Here is an 18,484-nt window from a genome sequence, read left to right as displayed (position 1 = left end):
TTCAGGATGCCGCTCGCCTTCGCGCGTTCTTGCCGGGCCTGGACGGCACGAGGCTGCCGGGCCGCCCGATCAGATATCCCTGCATCTCGTCGCAGCCTTCCTGGATCAGGAGCGACATCTGCGTGTCGGTCTCGATACCTTCCGCCAGGACCGGCACGCCGAGCCCGTGGGCGAGGCCGATCACGGCCCGTACGATGGCCAGCGATCGCTCGCCCTGGCCGAGCGAGGCGACGAAGGATCGATCGATCTTGATGCGATCCAGCGGGAACGCTTCGAGGTACGACAGCGACGAATATCCGGTTCCGAAATCGTCGAGCGCGATCAGGATGCCCAGCGCCTTGAGCGATTGCATCGTCCTCTTGGCCCGCGGCATGTCCTCGATCAGGACGCCTTCGGTGATTTCGAGCTCGAGACGCGCGGCCGGAAGCCCGCTGTCCCGCAGCGCCCTGCGGACCTGGCCGTCGAGGTTTTCCCGACGAAACTGCGCCGCGGAGACGTTGACGGCCACCCGGAGCGGCTGATCCCATGACGCCGCCTCCCGGCACGCTTCCATCAGGACCCAGTCGTCGATCTGCGCGATGGAGCCGCTCTGCTCCGCGATCGGAATGAACGCGCCGGGAGGAATGCTCCCGCGCACCGGATGCCGCCAGCGCACCAGCGCCTCATAGGCCATGAGCGTGCCGTCCCGATGCTGCTGCGGCTGATACTCCAGATAGAGCTCGCCGCGCTCGACGGCATTGCGCAAATCGTGCTCCAGCGCGCGGCGATCCCGCAGCTGCTGGTCCATCGCGCTGGTGAACAGGCGGATGGCTCCCCGGCCGTCGTGCTTGGCGCGATACAGCGCGGCATCCGCGTTCGCAAGCAGGGAAGCGGAATTGTCGGCGTCTCTCGGATACAGCGCGATGCCGACGCAGAGATCGATCTTCAGCGCATGGCCGTCGACCTCGATCGGATGCTCGAACTGAGCGCGCATCCTGGTGGCAAGCAGCTCTGCCGTTGCCGGCAGCGGCGACCGGTCGATGATGCCGATGAACTCGTCGCCGCCGACGCGCGCGACGTAGGAGCCTTGCGCGGCGTCCTGCAGGCGCCGCGAGGCCTCGCAGAGCACGGCGTCGCCGACGGCATGGCCGAAACGGTCGTTGATCGCCTTGAAGTGATCGAGATCGATGCAGAGCACGGCGAAGGGGCTGTCGGTGATCTCCGCGCGTTCGATCGCCGCGCCGAGATGCTGGTCCAGAGCGGCCCTGTTGGGCAGTTCCGTCAGCGCATCGTGACACGCGAGATAACTCACCCTCTGCTGCGCCCGATTGCGCTCCGTCACGTCGAAGGCGACGCAGACATGGGCGGACTGTCCCTCATAGGCGAGCGGCCGGGATTCGATCACGACCTCGATCGCCTCGCCGCCGGCGGTCCTGTGCAATTCGCAGTCGCGCTCGGCTCCGGCTTGCTGCTCGCCATAGGCGAGCTGATGCTCGGACAGCGCGAGGAGATCCTGGCGGGAATAGCCGTAATGCCGGCACATCGCACCATTCACGGCAATGAGCCGGCGCGTCTTCGCATCGACCACCCACATCGGAAGCGGGTTCTCTTCGAAGAGCAGGCGGAAAGAGGCTTCCGCCTCAGCGAGTGCTCTCTCGGTGCGATGGCGCTCCGTGATGTCCTCGTGGGTCGCGACCCAGCCCTTCCCCTCCATCGGGCGATGCCGGATCCGCACGATCCGTCCGTTGGTCAATTCCACGGTCGTGTCCGAATTCGCAGCGATCACCGGATCGCTGTTGCGCCAGGCCAGATAGTCCTGCTTCGACATCTTCGGTGCGCTGCCGGCCGAATAGCGGAGATCGACGATGTCGTTCAGCTTCATGCCCGGCCGGACCCGTTTCGGGTCGAGATCGTAGACCTCGAGATATTGCCGGTTGCAGACGATCAGGCGCTGGTCGTCGTCGAAGAAGCAGAGGCCCTGGGACATGTTGTTGAGCGCCCTGTCGAAGCGCTCCGCGAACGCGGTCGCAATCTGCTCTGCGGCCCGGGCGCGGTCACCCTCTTCGGACAGCCGTCCGTGCGTCTCGACCAGATTCACGAAGGAGCGGAAATTGGTGTTGATCATCCGGGCGAGCAGGACGAGCAGCGCCAGCAGATTGATTCCGACCGAGACCAGCATCCCGTCGCCGGAGAGCAGCAGCAGCGTCGCGATCGGTGCACCCGCGATCAGCATCGTCAGCCGGGACGATGGCGGGAAGCTGCCGAGGCAGTAAGCCGTTCCGACGCAGCCCATGAAGAGAAGCAGGGAGACCGACACGCGCAGGCCGGGATCGACCACCATGAACAGCGCCAGGATCCAGATCACGAAGCTGGAGCTGAGCACCACCGTGGCGAGACGAACCTTTGCGAGCTCCCGGTACGCTTCCTCGGCGGTGAAATCGGCCTTCTTCAGCCGGAGCCACTGGGCCAGCCGAAACAGACAGGCCGCCAGCAGAGCGGCTGGCAAGGCAAATCGCAGCCACGCCGAGACCGTGTCCGGAAGCAGCAGCCCTACGCTGATGCTGTTGACCAGAAGCGCGGCATAAAGCACCGGCACCTGCTCGCGGAGCACGCGGAACTGCTCGACGAGCAGCGAACGGCCGAGCGGATCGGTCGTATCACCGATCGCGAAAGCGTCACCAAGCCGCGCGAAGAAACCCATCGAGATTGTCCCAGCCACATCAAAGGCTAGAACAGAGAGGCGAAGGACCCGTAAAGGCGCTTGGTGTCTCCGACCTTAACGCGGCGATCGCGAATCCGAAGAAGCCAGTCGCGTCAACGAGTTCCGCGCGCGGCGCGAGGGCTTCGTCGGTTCCACTCAATCCTCGACCCGGTACAGCCGCCACCGCGCCGGAACGCCCTTGAGCTGGTGCACGCCGTGGTCCCTGAAGCGGATCTCGGATCGCGCCATCAGGTCCTTGACCGCGCTCGAGACCAGGACCTCGCCGGCGCGCGCCTTGGCGGCGACGCGCGTGCCGATGTGAAACGCGAGACCGACCATCTCGCCCCCGCTCATGCTATACTCGCCCGCATGCAGCCCGACCCTGATGTCGAGCCCCAGCGTGCGCACGGCCTTCTGGATCGCGGTCGCGCAACGGATGCCGGATGCCGGCGCCTTGAATGTCGCCAGCACGCCGTCACCGGTCGTCACCACTTCCTTGCCGCGCGTGCTCTTCAACTCCTTGCGGACCGCCGCGTAATAGTGGCCCATGATTTTCGTCCAGCGCGCATCGCCGAGCTTTGCGGCCTTTTCGGTGGAGCGGACGATATCGACGATCAGGATGGTGGCGAGCGCCTGCTTGAGCTCGGCGCTGCGCTCGGCTGATCGGCGCCGAGGCGCGATCGGTCCGGCCAGCGGTTCGTAGCGATGACTGCGGCGCCGGGCGATCGCGGCCTTGGCATAGTCCTGGGCGCGCTGCACCGTGCCGCAGCGAACCGTCTTCTCCTGCGGCAGGCGCGTCCAATAGACCCTTCGCCCGTCGCCGGCGCCATGGACCTCGACGGCTCCCCACTTCAGGAAGACCACCGAGCCAGCGCGCCGGACGCACCACGCCTTCGACGTGTATCCCGACACGTTCGACTGAAGGACTCCGATGCGTAGGAATTTGGGCATGTCGGTGCGGACAATCGAAGGACCATGGGCACTAGCTGGGCCAAAGCGTAGTTGCACATGTCCGCGTTGGCAACAGACGAGCCGCCGTGTGCCCTCGCCGGGGCAGCGGCTCGCAGCCTGACGAGGGGCTCTTCGATCATCGACTTCGCGTCGTCGCAATCGTCAGGCGGATTCCGGTCGCGGTCAGAGCCACCCCTGCGACGAGAGACGCATTGATCGGCTCGTTCAGCACCCAAGCGGAAATCACGAGCCCGACGCTGGGTGTCGCCAGCAGCGCCATCGACATGGTGCTCGCGGCGAAGCGACGCCCGGCCTCGACCACGGCCCAGTAGGCGAATGCGGTTGCGACCGGCGCCACGTAGACGAGCGTGGCCGCACCAAGCGGCGATATCGCCGGGGTCGCTCCTTCGGCGAAGATCGCGATCGGCAGCAGCAGGATGGCGGCGATCAGCATCTGCCAGGGCGCGAGGCTCAACGCCGAAGAGGTGAAGCGATGCGCCCGCACGGTCACGATGGTGACGGCCCAGGCCGTGGCGGCGCCCATCAGCATGGCATAGGCCAGCGTCTGCCTGCCGACGACGGCAAAGGAGGGCGAGGCGATCACGGCGGTTCCTGCACATCCGATCAACACGCCCGCCAGCATCTTCGGTCCAAGATCTTCGCCCAGCCGCTAGGCCGCGAGCGGCGCGACCACGATGGGCGTCGAAAAGGCCAGCACGGACGCACGCCCCGGCGGCAAGATCGTCAGGGCAAGACCCGTGAGCGCCGAATACGCCGCCATCTGAAGCGTACCCGATATGACGACGACCGTGACATCAGCAAGCGGCGGCAGGGCAAGCTCACCGCGCGCAACAAGAACTGCGAACAGGATGAGCGCCGCGATCGCATAGCGAAGGCAGCCATACCAGATCGGCGATATCTGGCCGACACCGATCTTGATGACCGGCCAGCTCACGGCCCAGATCAACACCAGTGACGCCAGCAGCAGCCAGTCGCGCGGCCTGGGGTGGGCGGCTCGGACCGAGGCGGCGGCCGGCAAGCTAGAATCTTTCACTTGACGGCCGCAGGTCGAGCTCATGGGTCCAGGCGCTGCTGGCCTGCCGGTACAAATGATAATAGCTCTCCGCGATCGCCGCCGGCTGAAGCAGCGTCTCCGAGGGATCGTCGTCCCGCGCGATCATGCCGTCGAGTATGACATGCGCCACGTGAATGTTCTTCGGCCCCAGCTCGCGAGCCATCGATTGTGCCAGCGCCCGCAGGGCGAATTTCGGAGAGGCAAAGGCGGCAAACCCGCCGCCGCCCCGGATTGATCCGGTTGCACCGGAGAAGATGATCGTCCCGCCTCCGCTTTCCAGCATGGAAGCTGCAGCGGCCCGGCCGACCAGAAACCCCGCAAGGCAACCGGTGCGCCAGGCCTGCTCGAACAGTGCCGCGGAGATGTCGAGGATTCCTCCCCGGTCCCAGATGCCGACATTGAACACCACGAGGGATGGCGCCCCGATTTCCGTTTCGACGCGGGCGAACACGTCCTCGACCTGCTCCGCGATCGTCGCATCGCAGGAGTAACGACGAACCAGATCGCGGTGGGGCTCACCTGCGCCGCCGCTGCGCGAGATCGCAGCAACATGCATGCCTTCATCCGCAAAGCGCGCAACGAGCGCGTTGCCCAATCCGGGACCCGCGCCAACGACGACGGCAACCTCATGTGAGTTCACGTCCGTACCTCCGGGGGTTCAGCTGGCCTCACCTGGATTTCACGTAACGGACGAAGCCGATCACGTCCTCAACGACCAGCCGGCCGATCGCGCCGCTGGAATAGACCGCCGTGATCACCCTTCCGCCTGGGTCGAGAACGAAGCCGGTGGATTGCAGATAGCGCGGGCCCTCGTTGATGTAAGCGCCGGTCGTCGCGGCGATCGCCTCTGCATCGACGCGATAGCCGACCGGAAAATTCAGCCGATGCTTTTCCACCAGCGTGCTTGCGTCGATCTTGTCGTCGACGGACATGGCGACGACCCTGATCCCGAGCTCATCAAGCTTCTCCTTTGCCCGTGCAAAGGCCGCGAGCTGCGCATTGCAATACGGGCACCACGACCCGCGATACATCAGGACCACGCCGTAGTGACCGGCCAGGTGGTGGGAGACGGAAACCGTACCGTCGGCGACCGTGTCGAGAGTCAGGGCCGGAAAGGCATCACCATTGTCGAGACGAGGCATTCTTGTCTTCTCCAAAAACTGGACTATTTAGTCCAATTACTTGCCAGCATCATCCCTGTCAAGTACGGTGACGGCGATGAACAAAAACGTGACTGCATTGTCCAGGACTCCGGTGCCAAAGACCTCAGCGCCCAACACCTCAGTGCCAAAGACGGCACGGGGCGCGGCAACACGCGCGCGCATCGTCGATGCGGCAACCGAGCTCGTGCGCGAGCGAGGCGCCGCGAACACGACGATCGATGCGGTGATCGAGGCCAGCAAGGCCAGCAAGTCGCAGGTGTATCACTACTTCGCCGACAAGGATGAGCTCGTGCTGGCGGTGATCCAGCGACAGGCCGAGTGCGTGCTCGGAACGCACGAGGGTCTGCTGCGAAAGCTCAATTCCATCGCCGGACTTCGCCGATGGCGCGACGCGGTGGTCGAGCTGACGGACCAGACCAATTGCGCTGGCGGCTGCCCTCTCGGCTCACTGGCTGCCGAACTCTCGGAGACGCCGCGCACGCGCGCGGCGTTGGCGGAGAGCTTTGCACGCTGGGCAGGCTATTTCGAAGCGGCATTCGCCAGAATGCAGTCACGGGCGGGGAGAGCCCCTGCCGGCGATTTGAGGGAGCTTTCGGAGGCAATGCTCGCCAGCCTGCAAGGAGGCCTGTTGCTGGCGCAAACCTTGCGTTCGACACGACCGCTGGAGCTGGCGCTGGACATGGCGATCGATCACGTCGCGGCCCGACTTGGGCTCTAGCTTCACCGGCGCGTCCGGCGCAGCCTGCCTCAGCCGTGATAGGCAAACAGCTCGATTGGATCGCTGAAGCCGCGCACCTCATGCTGACCGACGTGCTCCAGCTCGAACTTCGGCTGCACCAGCTCCGCAAAGTCGCGTGACAGCAGCACCGTTCGTCCCAACTTCTTGGTGAGGGCTTCGAGCCGGGAGGCCATGTTGACGGCCGGGCCGATCACGGTGAAGTCGAGCCGGCTGCTCGATCCGATATTGCCGTACATGACGTCGCCGACATGGACGCCGATGCCGTAGTTCAGCGGCGCGCGGCTGGTCATCTTGTTTCGCTCGTTCAGGGCGGCCATGGCCTGCCGGGCCTCGGTCACGGCATGCAGCAGGTTGGCGCAGGCATTGGGCTGGCTCAGCGGGAAGATGGCGAGCAGGCCGTCGCCGATGAATTTCAGGATCTCGCCGCCGTGCCGTGCGATCGGCTCCGACATCGCGTCGAAATAGTCGTTGAGCAGATCGATGACGTCGTCGCGCGGCCAGTTGTCGGAAATCTTGGTGAAATCCCTGAGGTCGCAGATCATGATCGCGGCGCGCACCGTCGTGCCCGTGCCGCGCCGGGTCGCCCCGGCCAGGATGAGCTCGCCGGCATGGGAGCCGACATAGGTCTCGAGCAGCGTCCGCGCCAGGCGATTCTTGACGCGGATCTCGCTGACCAGCGCCAGCACCGGCAACACGTTCTTGAGGGCGGCGACATGCGCATCGTCGAAACCGCCGGGCCGGTCGGTCGCGAAGGTGACGAGATGCCGCTTGCCGAGCGTGTGATGCAGCGGCCAGGCCACATAGTCGGTCAGGCCTTTCGCGCGCATCTCGTCATAGAGCGCATGCTTGCGGCCGAGCGACGGGTCACGTTCGAGATTCTCGCGCACTTCGGCCGCCCCCTCGAATATCTCGTGGGCGGCGCTGCCGATATATTCGGAGCGCTGCTGCACATCGAAGTCGACCCGCGAAATCTCGGCCTCGCGCTTGCCGTCGGACCACATGATGCGGGCCCCCAGCCATTGCGGGTGCTGGATGCGGACATGGAGCGTCGACCGCGCGAGCGGAATGCCGGCCTGCTGGAGACGGATGCACATCTCGGCAAAAATGTTGTCGATGAAGCGCTCGTCGCGCGTGCCATTGGTCAGCCAATCAACGACGCCGTCGGACAATGTGGCGGGGAGATTGTGGTCTGGCGCGGTCATATCCTGCCCGTTCATATCGTATCTTGCGCGGCGGTCTGCATCAGGACAGATATCGTGCTCCGGCCTCGCCCCGTCAACCTAGCCAGTTGCATGGATTATGCGCATCGGATGGCCGGGGCCATCGCCGGCTAGCCGATGAGCCGAATCGATCCCAGCACCGCCAGCCCTGACACAAGCGCGAGCTTCGACGCCGCAGTGAGCTCCACTTTCAGCGTGTCCTCGTGCGAAAGCGAGAATTCCTCGTCATCGATGCGGACGCGGCAATCGCCGCGCGCTGCGTAAACCAAATGTGTGCCGGCGACAAGCTGCCGCGTGCCCGGCTCGCGAAGCGCCACGAGCTCGATCTCCGCCGCGCCGCGCCGGGCCATCAGGTTCACGACCTCGACCGGTCCCTCTTCGAGCGCGGTCACAATCTCCATCTCTCCGGTGAAGCGCACCGTCGTAAAAGGTTCACGCTCGTCGAACTCCTGCGTGGGTGACTTCAGCACCAGCCCACGCCCGTTGACGACCATCTGGAGCCGGTCGATGCCGGGCATATGGGAGAACGGGCCGGGCGCCACGATCGGCGTGGAGGCAAGGCGCCAGAGCAGGCTGCTCCAATCCTTCGCCACCGCGTCAGCGCGCCAGGCGCCCGCAATGTCGGTGAAGATGCCGCCGCCGTTCTTCCAGGGCGAGCGGGTGTAGTCTTTCGGTCTCAGCAACGTGATCTTCATGTCTGTTCGGGAATCTCAGGTGGGCCGTGTTATCCAGCCCATCATGCGCGCGATCAAGCGACTTTGCCAACTGCTTCGCAGGCGCCATGGGATGCCGGCCGATACTGACGCTGCTATTTCGACGTCAGTGTCGCCACCGCCCGCCAGGCGGCGTCCGGCGCAGCCGACATGAGCTGCCGGCAGCGCTCGCGCATCAGCTCGGCGGGGCGATCGTGGCCGCGCCGCTTCAACACGGCCTCGAAATCTGCGAGCGCCTCGGCAAAGTGCCGCGTGCGATAGGCTTCAAGGCCACGCTCGTAATCCGCGATCCAGCCGATTGTCTCGCCGTCGATGGTGCCCTCGTTCGCGATCCCGATCAGTTCGTGGACGGAGAGTCCCTCCTCCCGTCCGTAGACCGCGATGCTGTCGACCTCGCGCGTGATGACGGCGCCGCGCGCCAGACGTTCGGTCGTCTCGCCGATCAGGATCTGCGTGCCGTAGGATTTGTTGGCGCCTTCGAGCCGGCTTGCGACGTTCACGGCATCGCCGATCACGGTGTAGTTCAGCCGCAGCTCCGAGCCGATATTGCCGACCAGCATGCGGCCCGAATTGATGCCGATGCGGATCTGGAGCGGCTGGCCGAGATCGTCGGCGAGGCCGGACTCCTCCATCGCCCTGCGGCAGGCGAGCGCCGCGCGGCAGCAGCGCGCGGCGTGATCGTCCTGCGGCTGCGGCGCGCCCCAGAACGCCATCACGGCGTCGCCGATGAACTTGTCGATGGTGCCGCCATTGGCAACGATGATCTCCGAGGTGACGTCGAGATAGCGCGACAGCAGCGGCACCACGCGGTCGCCCAACCGCTCGGACAGCCCGGTGAAGCCGGCAATGTCGATGAACATCACGCTGAGCTCCTGGACGCTGCCGCCGGGCCTCGCCTCGACGCCCTGGCGCAGCAGATCGCGCACCAGATCGGCCGGAATAAACTTGCGGAATGCGGACAAGCCGGACGCCATCTCGGCGATCGCGCCGGACAGGCTCGCGATCTCCTTGAGCCGCGAGGGGTGGCGGCGGACCTGCTCCAGCGCGAAGGCTTCGACATGGCGGAGCTCGCCGACGACGCGCGACAGCGGCGCAGCAATGACGGACCGCGCCAGCATCGCCGAGGCCAGCGCCGCGAGCACGGCGCCGACGGCGAGGCCGAGGATCAGTCGCCGCAGCGTCGTCTCGACCGGCCCGAGAAATTCGGCCTCCGGGATCACGGTCGCGAGCGACCAGCCGGCAAACGGCAGCGGTGTCAGTGCAATCTCATAGGCTGCGCCGCCGGACGTCAGCCGGTTTCGCCAGGCCTCCTTGCGGCCGGCCTCCCCCGCCTTGTCGAGCGCCAGCCGCGCCAGCGGCAGCAGCGTCGTGTCGCCACGCGCCGGATGGAGCTCGTCGGCCTCCTTGTCCGGCGCCGCGATCAATTCGCCGCTGTCATCGACGATGAAGGCGGTCCCCGTGCGCCCGACCTCGAGCTGCGAGAGAAAACGCGCAAGCCTGGTGTATTCGATGATGACGGCCAGAACGCCTTGCCGCTCCTGATAGACGTCGATCGGCCCCGCGAAGGCGATCGAGGGCCGCTCGCCGGTGGCATGGTCCATCACCCTGAACCATTGCGGATCGTTCGCGTCGAGTCCGGCCTTGAACCAGGCCTGATCGGCGACATGGAATGCGGTCGGCTCGAAGCGGCGATTGGCGAACTCGATGTCGCCGGGCACCACGTCGTATTCATCGACGCGGCGCTGGCCGGGATGATCGGTCAGCGAGATCTCCATCATCTCCAGGCGGCGATCGCCAAGCTTGTGCGCGGCGAAGAAGGAGCCGTCGGGCCAGCCGAAGGCGACCCAAGAGATCGTCGCCTGCGACTGCAATTGCGAGAGAAACACGAACTCGCGCTTGTCGGCCTCGCGGGTGTCGAGCACATTCTGCAGGAACAGCGTGCGGATCGCGGTGTGCGCGGCGCGCGCCTCGTCGACGATGGCCGAGACCTCCTTGCGCACCGCCGCCACGATCTGCTCGTTGATGGTCGAGGCGAGCTGCCGGCTGGTCGCCTCCGCCGTGCGCCACCAGAGCAGGCTGGAGAGCGCGGCCGTCAGCAGGATCGCAGCCAGGACCAGCGCGGACACCGCGAGGCGGATGCTGACCGTCAACCTTGCGATCGCACGAAGCCGTCGTTCGGGATCAAGCTTCATCGCCCTCTTCGCCTGCCGGTCCACGCGAGCCACTGACATTGCTCTACGCCGCCGGCGCTCGCCCGTTACATCTGGCAGAAAACGGGGCGGCGCCGCCAATGCCCGGTGGCTACCGTGTCGATAGACCCCAGGCATTGGCTTTGGGCGGACGATTGCCCGCTAATGCCAGCCCAAGCGCACCGGCGGTGCGCCCGATCCAATCGGTCTCACGGGTTCGTGAGCGGCCCGCGGTAACGCCGGCTGCGCGCGCAGCGAAGGAGACCATGCGCGCATCGCCTGCCAGGCGATGCCATCTCGAACAGGAGAATCCCGATGTCTGCCAAACACGTCGTCACCTCGCTCGTCCTCGCCGGCGCCGTCTCGACCGCGCTCGCGACCCTCGCTGCCGCCGGCCCGCTGACCAAGGCCGAGGCCGAGGCCGCCGTCGCCGCCAAGAAGGAGAAGTGCTTCGGCGTCGCGCTGAAGGGCCAGAACGATTGCGCGGCGGGACCGGGCACGACCTGCCAGGGCACTTCGACGGTCGACTTCCAGGGCAACGCCTGGAAATTCGTGCAGGGCGGCACCTGCACCAGCATCGACCTGCCGGGCGGCAAGAAGGGCTCGCTCAAGCCGGTCTAACGGCCGGCGCGACCTCGCCGGCAAGGATGAACGGAGCAGCACGATGAGCACGGTGATCAACCCCGCCCGACGAGCAGCCATGCCGCTCCGCTATCCAACGCCCATCGGCGGCGTTGCCGGGACGAGCTTCAAGCCCGAGCATCTCTCCAATATCCTCGAGGCCGGACCTCGGCGTGGCTTCTTCGAAGTCCACGCCGAGAACTACATGGGCGATGGCGGCCCGCCGCATCGCGCGCTGGAAGCGATCCGCCGCGACCATCCGCTGTCGCTGCATGGCGTCTGCATGTCGATCGGCGGGCCGCGGCCACTCGACAAGGCGCATCTGGCGCGCTTCCGCGGCCTCGTCGCGCGTTATCAGCCGGCGCTGGTGTCCGAGCATCTGGCCTGGTCGACACATGAGGCCAGCTTCTTCAACGATCTGTTGCCGCTGCCCTATACCGAGGCGACGCTCGCTTGCGTCTGCGACCACATCGACCAGGTGCAGGAGGCGATCCGTCGTCCGCTGCTGCTGGAAAACCCGTCGACCTACGTCGCCTTCCGCGAATCCTCGATGCGCGAGACCGAGTTCATTCGCGCCATCGCCGAGCGCACCGGCTGCGGGCTGCTGCTCGACGTCAACAACGTATTCGTCTCCGCCACCAATCACGGCACTTCCGCGCTCGACTATCTCGCGGATTTCCCGCTGTCGCGCGTCGAGGAAATTCACCTTGCCGGCCATGCCGAGCAGGCTGACGACGAAGGCGGTCTGCTGTTGATCGACAGCCATGACGGCCCGGTCGCGGACGCCGTCTGGAGGCTTTACGAGCTGGTGATCGGACGCTGCGGCGCGGTGCCGACGCTGATCGAATGGGACAGCAAGATTCCGGACTGGCCGGTGCTGCAGGCGGAAGCCCTTGCCGCACAGGCGATCCTCGATCGTCATCAGACCACAGCAATGGCAGGAGAGCGTCATGCAGCCTGAGACCGGCTTGTCGTTCGCCGCTGCGTTCGCGCCGGCGCTGCTGGACCCAGCGCGCAAGACGCCGGGGATCGTGACCGGACCAAACGGCAAGGCCGCCGCCCGGCGCTACGACGTCTATCGCAACAACGTCACCGTCAGCCTGATCGAGGCGCTGGCCGCGATCTATCCGGCGGTGCAGCGCATCACCGGCACCGACTTCTTCCGGGCCATGGCGCGCTTTCATGTGCGCAGCCATCCGCCGAGCTCGCCGCTGCTGTTCCAGTATGGCCGCGACTTTCCGGATTTCATCGACGCCTATGAGCATGCCCAAGATATGCCCTGGCTCGCCGACGTCGCCCGCATCGAGCGGGCCTGGCTCGACGCCTATCATGCGCGCGACGCCGCGCCGCTGTCCCCGGCCCGGCTGTCGGCGATTGCCCCGGAGCGTCTGGCGGATACCGTCTTCATCCCGCACCCGGCGATGCGGATCGTTCGTTCGCAATTCTCCGCGGTGACGATTTTCGCCGCCAATCGCGGCAGCACTCCTACCGCGCGCATCGATGCGTCGAGGCCGGAGGACGCATTGATCACGCGGCCCGAATTCGACGTCGTGGTGCGGCACCTTTCGCCCGCCAGCGCCGTCTTTGCCGTTTGCCTCGCATCCGGCCAACCGCTCGGCGAAGCTGCCGCGACGGCACTGGATGCATCGCCCGACTTCGACATCGCCTCGAACATCACCGGCCTGATCGAAGCCGGTGCATTCACCTCTGCTGCTGGAGACGCATGATGATCACGGACCAACGCATGGCGAGCGGCGGCCTGCCGTCGCCCTGGCTGCTCATCGACCGGGCCAATCACCTGATCCAGACGCTTGCCACCCCCTCGCTCGTCCTGCTCGTGCTGCGCCTCGCGCTCGCGGTGCCGTTCTGGCGTTCCGGCATGCTCAAATGGGGCGGATTCCTCAGGCTCAACGACACCGCCGTAACGCTGTTCAGCGAGGAGTTCATGCTGCATCTGCCGGGCGGGCCTTATCACTTTCCCGCGCCGACGCTGATGGCGTTCCTGTCAGGCTGCGGCGAGATCATGTTTCCGATCCTGCTCGTGCTCGGGCTCGGCACACGATTCGCGGGGCTTGGACTTCTGTTCATGACCGTCATCGTCGAGCTCACGGTGCCCGACGGCTGGCCGATCCACCTCACCTGGGCCGCGATGGCACTCGCCCTCATGGCGTACGGACCCGGCAACGTCTCGCTCGATCATTTGCTCTGCCGAATTCGTAGCCCGGATGGAGCGCAGCGCAATCCGGGGCAGCTCGTGGGATGATGCTGCGGTCCCGGATTACGCTTGCGCTCCATCCGGGCTACAGGCCTCACATCCCGCTCAATCCGCTATCCACCGCGAGCGTTTGCGCGGTGACGTAGACGCTTTCGTCGGACAGGAAGAACAGCACGGCATAGGCGATCTCCCACGCCGTCGCTTGCCGGCCGAACGGAACGTGGCCCTTGCCGCGATTCGGCCGTCCGGCGCCGGCTTCGCGGCCGTTGGGGGTGTCGACGAGACCTGGATAGACGAGGTTGGCCCGGATGCCCCGGCGCGCGCCGAGATGGGCGATGTTGCGCATCAGGCCGCCGAGCGCGGCTTTCGACGAATCATACACCGCCATCTGCGATCCCGCCTTCAGCGCGGCGATCGAGGAGATGAAGACGATGGCGCCGCCATCATCGAATTTCGGCAAGCCTGCGCGGCAGCACAGCATGGGGCCGCGGACATTGACGTCGTAGATCCTGTTCCACTCCTCGGGGCTGACGGCATCGAGGCCGGTCTTGCCGAAGGTGCCGATGTTCAGCACCATACCGTCGAGGCCGCCCATGGCGCGGTGAGCTTCTTCGATCATGCGGACGACATCCGCTTCCGACGTGACATCGGCGGCAATGGCAAAGGCCTCGCCGCCTTCGTCGGTGATGCGCTTCACCGTCTCTTCCGCCGAAGTGCGATTGAGGTCGGCGACCGCGACCTTCGCACCCTCGCGTGCACACAGAATGCTCATGGCGCGGCCATTGCCGATCGGATCGGTGGCGGCATCGAACACGCGCTGGCCGCCGCCGACGACGAGGATACGGCGCCCCTTCAGTCGCCCCCTGCCCGGCGCGTCGCCTGATGACTCGGCGCTCGGAGGGCGAACATAGCGCTCCGGCTTGCTCTCGGTGTCAGCCATCTCAACCGCCTGATTTCTTGCCGCCGTCATAGACCTTCATGCCGGCTGCCGGATCGAGATCGGTTTCGGTTGCCTCGGTGACGCGCGCCATCATCATGTAGAAGCCGAGCGCGACGATGGACTCCACGATCTCCTGGTCGCTGAAGTGTTTTCGGGCGGCAGCAAAGATGGCCTCGGGGACGCGGACGTTCTCGACGACCTCGCGGCCGAATGTCAGCAGCGCGCGCTCCGCCTCATTCAGCGCGGCAGCATTGTAGTCGCCGCGCTCCACCGCATCGACCTGCGCCTGCGTGCAGCCGACGCCGAGCGCGATCGGCACGTGCTGGCGCCACTCATAGGCGCCGCCCTCCAGCTGGGCGGCTTGCAGGATCAGCAGCTCGCGGTTGACGGCAGAGAGCTTCTGCTTGTGCAGGATCGAATTGCCGAGCCGCATCGCCGGGATCATGTTGGCCTCGGCATGGGCCATCATGCGGAAGATATTGAGCTTGACCGGCATGCGGTCGAACGAGGCGCGGATGTCGCCGCTCGTCGTCTCCGGATCAATCAGAGGCAGCCTTGCCACGCGTCTCTCCCTTTGGCTTTCGCTTCTTGTTGTCGGTGTCATTGCCTGCCGCGATCAGCGACAGGAAGAAGGACAGATAGCGGTCGATCGCCTCGATCACCTTGGCCCGCGGCGAAGGCGCCGCGCCCATCACGTAATGCTCGAGACGGATATAGATCAGCCCTGCCGCGAACAGCCGCGCGGTCTCGCGCGGATCCGGCGTCGATACGAGGCCGGCGAGCGCGAAGCCGCGGAAATAGTCGGTCATCAGGCTCTGCTCGCGCGCATAGAAATGATCGGCGAATTTGGCGCGGATGCCGGGGACGCGGTTGCGCTCGGCGGTGATGACTTTCTGGAACTGGTGCTCGCGCGGATCGGACCATTGCGCGACGAGGTCGAGTGCGAACTGACGGCAGAACGCGGCGGGCTGGCGCGCGAGCTGCCTGTAGCGCGGCTCCTCCAGCCGACTCGCCGAACTCGCCGGGCCATGCTCGCTGACGATCGCTTCCAGGATCGCGGCCTTGCCGGGAAAGTGGTTGTAGAGGCTGCTCTCGCGGATGCCGACGCGACGCGCCAGCTCGCGCATCGAGGCGCCGCCATAGCCGCTCTGCGCGAACAGATTGAGCGCCTCGGTGAGGATGCGCTCCCGCGTCGTGGGCGGGGCCGCTTCCGCCGCGCTGGAAGTGTGGACAGCCATGATGGCTTGACTAACGAACGATCGTTCGCTAGTCAACCGTACGAACGATCGTTCGTCTTTAATGTCGTATGCGACGATCCTCGGCCGCGATGCAGCGACAGCGCTACATGAGCGGATAGCATTCAACTCCGCTCGATAAACGGAGAGCAATTGGGAGACAACGCCATGGCACGCCTCGCCCGCTTTTTGCCCGCGTGGCAAATCACCATGACGCTTCGCTTCGTCGCATCCTCACTGCTGATCGCGTCTGCGGGAATGCCTGCATACGCCGAGGATCCCGCCGCCTATCCCACGCACAAGATCCGGATGCTGCTACCCTATGCGGCCGGTGGCGGCGGCGACGTGGTCGGCCGGCTGCTCGCGGACAGGATGGGCAAGACGCTCGGACAGAGCATCTATATCGAGAACCACACCGGTGCGGCCGGCACGCTCGGCACGCAGATGGTCGCGACATCGCCAAATGACGGCTACACCATCACCGTCGGCGGCATGACCACGCATGTGCTGGCCCCCGCGATCTATCCAAAGCTGCCTTACGATCCGATCAAGGATTTCACCACCATCGGCCGCGTCGGCACCTCGTCGATCATGCTGGTCGCGACCAGGAACTTTGCCGCCAACGACATCAAGGAGTTGGTCGCGCTGGCCAAGAAGGGCGAGCCGATCCAGCACGGCAGCTGGGGCGTCGGCTCGACCGGGCAATTCTGTGCCGAGATCCTGATGCAGCAGACCGGCATCAAGATGGACCACGTGCCGTTCAACGGCATCGCGAAGCTGGCCGGCGATTTGCTCGGCGGCCACATCTCGCTCGCGACGCTCGATGTCGCGACCGCGACGCCGCTCGTCAAGGACGGCTCGATCAAGGCGCTGGCCGCCTGCGGCGAGCGCTCGCCGAGCATGCCTGATGTCGCCAGCTACAAGGAGCAGGGCGTGCCGTTCGACCGCAGCCTGTCCTGGGCGATGTATGCGCCCGCGGGCCTGGCTGCGCCGATCGCGCAGAGGCTGTCGGCGGCGCTGAAGGAGGCGCTCGGCGATGATCTGGTGAAGGGAAAGCTGCTCGCACTCGGCATCACGCCGCAATTCGTGCCCGGCGAGGAGCAGCGCGACATCAACGCCCACGACATCGCTGCCTGGAAGCAGGTTGCCAAGGACGCCGGCATCGAGGTGAAGTGAGGAAGTGGCGGGCAGCTCGCGTGCGTCCATCCTTCGAGACGCCCGCCTGCGGCGGGCCCTCAGGATGAGGTCCGTTGTGAATCGGCAGAGAACGGGAGCGCGGGCATGAGCCGCATCTTCGGCGCGGTGCGCCAGAACGGATATGTGGTGCGGGACATCCACGCCGCGATGAAGCACTGGATCGAGGTGATGGGCGTCGGTCCCTGGTACTACATGGACCGCGTCAAGACCGACTGGTTTCGCCATCGCGGCCAGGACTCTGCCGTCGAGATGAGCATTGCGCTCGCCAATTCCGGCGACCTCCAGATCGAGCTGATCCAGCAGCGCAACGACGCGCCTTCGCTGTACAGGGAGTTTTTGAACGCCGGCCACGAAGGCCTGCAGCACATGTCCTACTGGAGCCACGACTACCAGGCGCTCTACGATAAGGCGATCGGGCTCGGTTACCGGATCGGCCATGAGGGTCAGATCGGCGGCGAGAAGGGACGCTTTGCCTATTTCGACACGCAGGCCCATCCGGGCACGGTGATCGAGATTTCGGACATCAGCGGCACCAAGGGTCCGTTCTTCGAGAAGGTCCGGCAGGCGGCTCTGACCTGGGACGGCACGCGGCCGATCCGTGAGGTCGTCACGAAGCCGTAGGAGCCCTCGCCGCTGGCGCGATTGCCGGCAATCCGTGTAACATGCACCCCGCATCCGAACCTGCAGCGAGGCAGACATGTCCGACACTGACAAGGTTTTCGCCGGCTCGATTCCGAAAATCTACGACGAGTATCTCGTCCCGATGATCTTCTCCGTCTACGCGGAGGACATCGCAAGACGCGTCGCCGCGCGCTCGCCGTCCGTGCTGCTCGAGATCGCCGCGGGCACCGGCGCCGTGACGCGCGCCGTGGCGGCTGCGCTGCCCTCTGGCATCCGTTACGTTGCGACCGATCTCAACGAACCGATGCTTGGCGTCGCCGCGCAGCGGCAGGCGGACGACGATCGCATCAGCTGGCGGCAGGCGGACGCAATGGCCCTGCCCTTTGGCGATGCCGGGTTCGACGTCGTCTGCTGCCAGTTCGGCGCGATGTTCTTTCCGGACCGGGTCAAGGCTTACGGCGAGGTGAAACGAGTCCTGAAAGGCGATGGCACGTTCGTGTTCAACGTCTGGGATCGCATCGAGGACAATGTGCTGACGCACGAGGCGACGATCGCGCTCGCAAAACTGTTTCCCGACGACCCGCCGCGCTTCATGGTCCGCACGCCGCACGGCTATTACGACAAGGCCGTCATCAGAACCGACCTCGAACGTGCCGGCTTCCGCGACATCGCGATCGAGACGCGATCTGAAATCAGCCGGGCACCATCGCCCGAATACGTCGCGCTCGCGCTCTGCCAGGGCACGCCGCTGCGCAGCGAGATCGAGGCAAGGGACGCCGGCAAGCTGCAGGCCGCAACCGACATCGTCGCCGAGACGATCCGCACGCGTCACGGCTCCGGAGCGGTGGAAGGCAAGATTCAGGCTATCGTGATCGAAGCGCGACTGTAGGGGCTGGAGCGGAAGCGCCGCGGCTCGTTCACCTCT

The 18,484-nt window shown here is 65.8% G+C and carries 21 protein-coding genes; 8 read left to right on the top strand and 13 right to left on the bottom strand.

All coding sequences use genetic code 11. The features are described 5' to 3' along the window. Position 1: 1 nt before the first annotated feature. The 7 genes from XH83_RS07325 to XH83_RS39650 form a co-directional block, all read right to left on the bottom strand. Positions 2-2,680 (bottom strand): EAL domain-containing protein, encoded by a 2,679-nt coding sequence (locus tag XH83_RS07325; protein ID WP_194406349.1) that lies wholly within the window; start codon positions 2,678-2,680, stop codon positions 2-4. Between the two features lie 156 nt (positions 2,681-2,836). Further along, on the bottom strand, positions 2,837-3,631 hold the full coding sequence (locus XH83_RS07320; protein ID WP_194406348.1) for an adenylate/guanylate cyclase domain-containing protein: 795 nt from the start codon (positions 3,629-3,631) through the stop codon (positions 2,837-2,839). Between the two features lie 136 nt (positions 3,632-3,767). After that, a complete protein-coding gene (locus tag XH83_RS07315; RefSeq protein ID WP_194406347.1) occupies positions 3,768-4,235 on the bottom strand; it encodes a DMT family transporter in 468 nt (155 codons plus the stop codon). Positions 4,236-4,301: 66 nt separating this feature from the next. Continuing rightward, a complete protein-coding gene (locus XH83_RS07310) occupies positions 4,302-4,670 on the bottom strand; it encodes a DMT family transporter (protein ID WP_194406346.1) in 369 nt (122 codons plus the stop codon). A gap of 1 nt (position 4,671) precedes the next feature. Next, on the bottom strand, positions 4,672-5,346 hold the full coding sequence (locus XH83_RS07305) for an SDR family NAD(P)-dependent oxidoreductase (RefSeq protein ID WP_194406345.1): 675 nt from the start codon (positions 5,344-5,346) through the stop codon (positions 4,672-4,674). A gap of 28 nt (positions 5,347-5,374) precedes the next feature. Further along, on the bottom strand, positions 5,375-5,848 hold the full coding sequence (locus XH83_RS07300) for a peroxiredoxin family protein (RefSeq protein ID WP_194406344.1): 474 nt from the start codon (positions 5,846-5,848) through the stop codon (positions 5,375-5,377). 36 nt (positions 5,849-5,884) lie between these two features. After that, positions 5,885-6,109 (bottom strand): hypothetical protein, encoded by a 225-nt coding sequence (locus XH83_RS39650; RefSeq protein WP_246776538.1) that lies wholly within the window; start codon positions 6,107-6,109, stop codon positions 5,885-5,887. On the opposite strand from XH83_RS39650, the gene XH83_RS07295 reads away from it, so the two are divergent. Then, the gene (locus XH83_RS07295; RefSeq protein ID WP_246776487.1) at positions 6,054-6,587 is read left to right on the top strand and encodes a TetR/AcrR family transcriptional regulator; all 534 of its coding nucleotides are present in this window, start codon (positions 6,054-6,056) and stop codon (positions 6,585-6,587) included. The two genes, XH83_RS39650 and XH83_RS07295, sit on opposite strands and share 56 nt — an antisense overlap. A gap of 29 nt (positions 6,588-6,616) precedes the next feature. Here XH83_RS07295 and XH83_RS07290 read toward each other — a convergent pair whose 3' ends face one another. The 3 genes from XH83_RS07290 to XH83_RS07280 form a co-directional block, all read right to left on the bottom strand. Next, positions 6,617-7,810 carry an adenylate/guanylate cyclase domain-containing protein gene (locus XH83_RS07290; protein ID WP_194408191.1) on the bottom strand — a complete coding sequence of 398 codons (1,194 nt, stop codon included), beginning with the start codon at positions 7,808-7,810 and terminating at the stop codon, positions 6,617-6,619. Between the two features lie 128 nt (positions 7,811-7,938). Next, positions 7,939-8,523, bottom strand: coding sequence for a HutD family protein (locus XH83_RS07285; protein WP_194406342.1), 585 nt, complete (start codon positions 8,521-8,523; stop codon positions 7,939-7,941). A 113-nt stretch (positions 8,524-8,636) separates the two neighbouring features. Continuing rightward, positions 8,637-10,733, bottom strand: a complete 2,097-nt coding sequence (locus XH83_RS07280) for an adenylate/guanylate cyclase domain-containing protein (protein WP_194406341.1) — start codon at positions 10,731-10,733, stop codon at positions 8,637-8,639. Positions 10,734-11,045: 312 nt separating this feature from the next. Here XH83_RS07280 and XH83_RS07275 point away from each other — a divergent pair, with 312 nt between their 5' ends. Genes XH83_RS07275 through XH83_RS07260 form a run of 4 tightly spaced genes read left to right on the top strand, consistent with a single transcriptional unit; the run spans position 11,046 to position 13,614 of the window. Further along, complete coding sequence (locus tag XH83_RS07275) at positions 11,046-11,351, top strand: DUF2282 domain-containing protein (RefSeq protein ID WP_194406340.1); 306 nt, start codon at positions 11,046-11,048, stop codon at positions 11,349-11,351. 43 nt (positions 11,352-11,394) lie between these two features. Next, positions 11,395-12,312: a DUF692 domain-containing protein gene (locus XH83_RS07270; protein ID WP_194406339.1), complete on the top strand. Its 918-nt coding sequence runs from the start codon at positions 11,395-11,397 to the stop codon at positions 12,310-12,312. After that, complete coding sequence (locus tag XH83_RS07265) at positions 12,302-13,078, top strand: DUF2063 domain-containing protein (RefSeq protein ID WP_194406338.1); 777 nt, start codon at positions 12,302-12,304, stop codon at positions 13,076-13,078. The genes XH83_RS07270 and XH83_RS07265 overlap by 11 nt, the downstream gene beginning before the upstream one ends. Then, on the top strand, positions 13,078-13,614 hold the full coding sequence (locus XH83_RS07260) for a DoxX family protein (RefSeq protein ID WP_194406337.1): 537 nt from the start codon (positions 13,078-13,080) through the stop codon (positions 13,612-13,614). The genes XH83_RS07265 and XH83_RS07260 overlap by 1 nt, the downstream gene beginning before the upstream one ends. A gap of 46 nt (positions 13,615-13,660) precedes the next feature. Here XH83_RS07260 and XH83_RS07255 read toward each other — a convergent pair whose 3' ends face one another. The 3 genes from XH83_RS07255 to XH83_RS07245 are packed head-to-tail and all read right to left on the bottom strand — an operon-like array spanning position 13,661 to position 15,744. Next, complete coding sequence (locus tag XH83_RS07255) at positions 13,661-14,506, bottom strand: SDR family NAD(P)-dependent oxidoreductase (RefSeq protein WP_194406336.1); 846 nt, start codon at positions 14,504-14,506, stop codon at positions 13,661-13,663. A 1-nt stretch (position 14,507) separates the two neighbouring features. Further along, entirely contained in the window at positions 14,508-15,068 is a 561-nt protein-coding gene (locus XH83_RS07250; RefSeq protein WP_194406335.1) for a carboxymuconolactone decarboxylase family protein, read from the bottom strand. After that, positions 15,046-15,744, bottom strand: a complete 699-nt coding sequence (locus XH83_RS07245; RefSeq protein ID WP_194406334.1) for a TetR/AcrR family transcriptional regulator — start codon at positions 15,742-15,744, stop codon at positions 15,046-15,048. Before XH83_RS07245 ends, XH83_RS07250 begins: the two co-directional genes overlap by 23 nt. A 165-nt stretch (positions 15,745-15,909) precedes the next feature. Here XH83_RS07245 and XH83_RS07240 point away from each other — a divergent pair, with 165 nt between their 5' ends. From XH83_RS07240 to XH83_RS07230, 3 genes are all read left to right on the top strand, one after another. After that, on the top strand, positions 15,910-16,917 hold the full coding sequence (locus tag XH83_RS07240; protein ID WP_246776425.1) for a tripartite tricarboxylate transporter substrate binding protein: 1,008 nt from the start codon (positions 15,910-15,912) through the stop codon (positions 16,915-16,917). A gap of 105 nt (positions 16,918-17,022) precedes the next feature. Further along, positions 17,023-17,559 (top strand): VOC family protein, encoded by a 537-nt coding sequence (locus XH83_RS07235; protein WP_194406333.1) that lies wholly within the window; start codon positions 17,023-17,025, stop codon positions 17,557-17,559. 76 nt (positions 17,560-17,635) lie between these two features. Further along, a complete protein-coding gene (locus XH83_RS07230) occupies positions 17,636-18,448 on the top strand; it encodes a class I SAM-dependent methyltransferase (RefSeq protein ID WP_194406332.1) in 813 nt (270 codons plus the stop codon). Positions 18,449-18,484 lie beyond the last annotated feature (36 nt).

The organism is Bradyrhizobium sp. CCBAU 53351 (assembly GCF_015291745.1).
Lineage (GTDB): Bacteria > Pseudomonadota > Alphaproteobacteria > Rhizobiales > Xanthobacteraceae > Bradyrhizobium.
The sequence above is the reverse complement of the archived record's forward strand: the minus strand, read 5'-3'. Positions and strand labels throughout refer to the sequence as shown.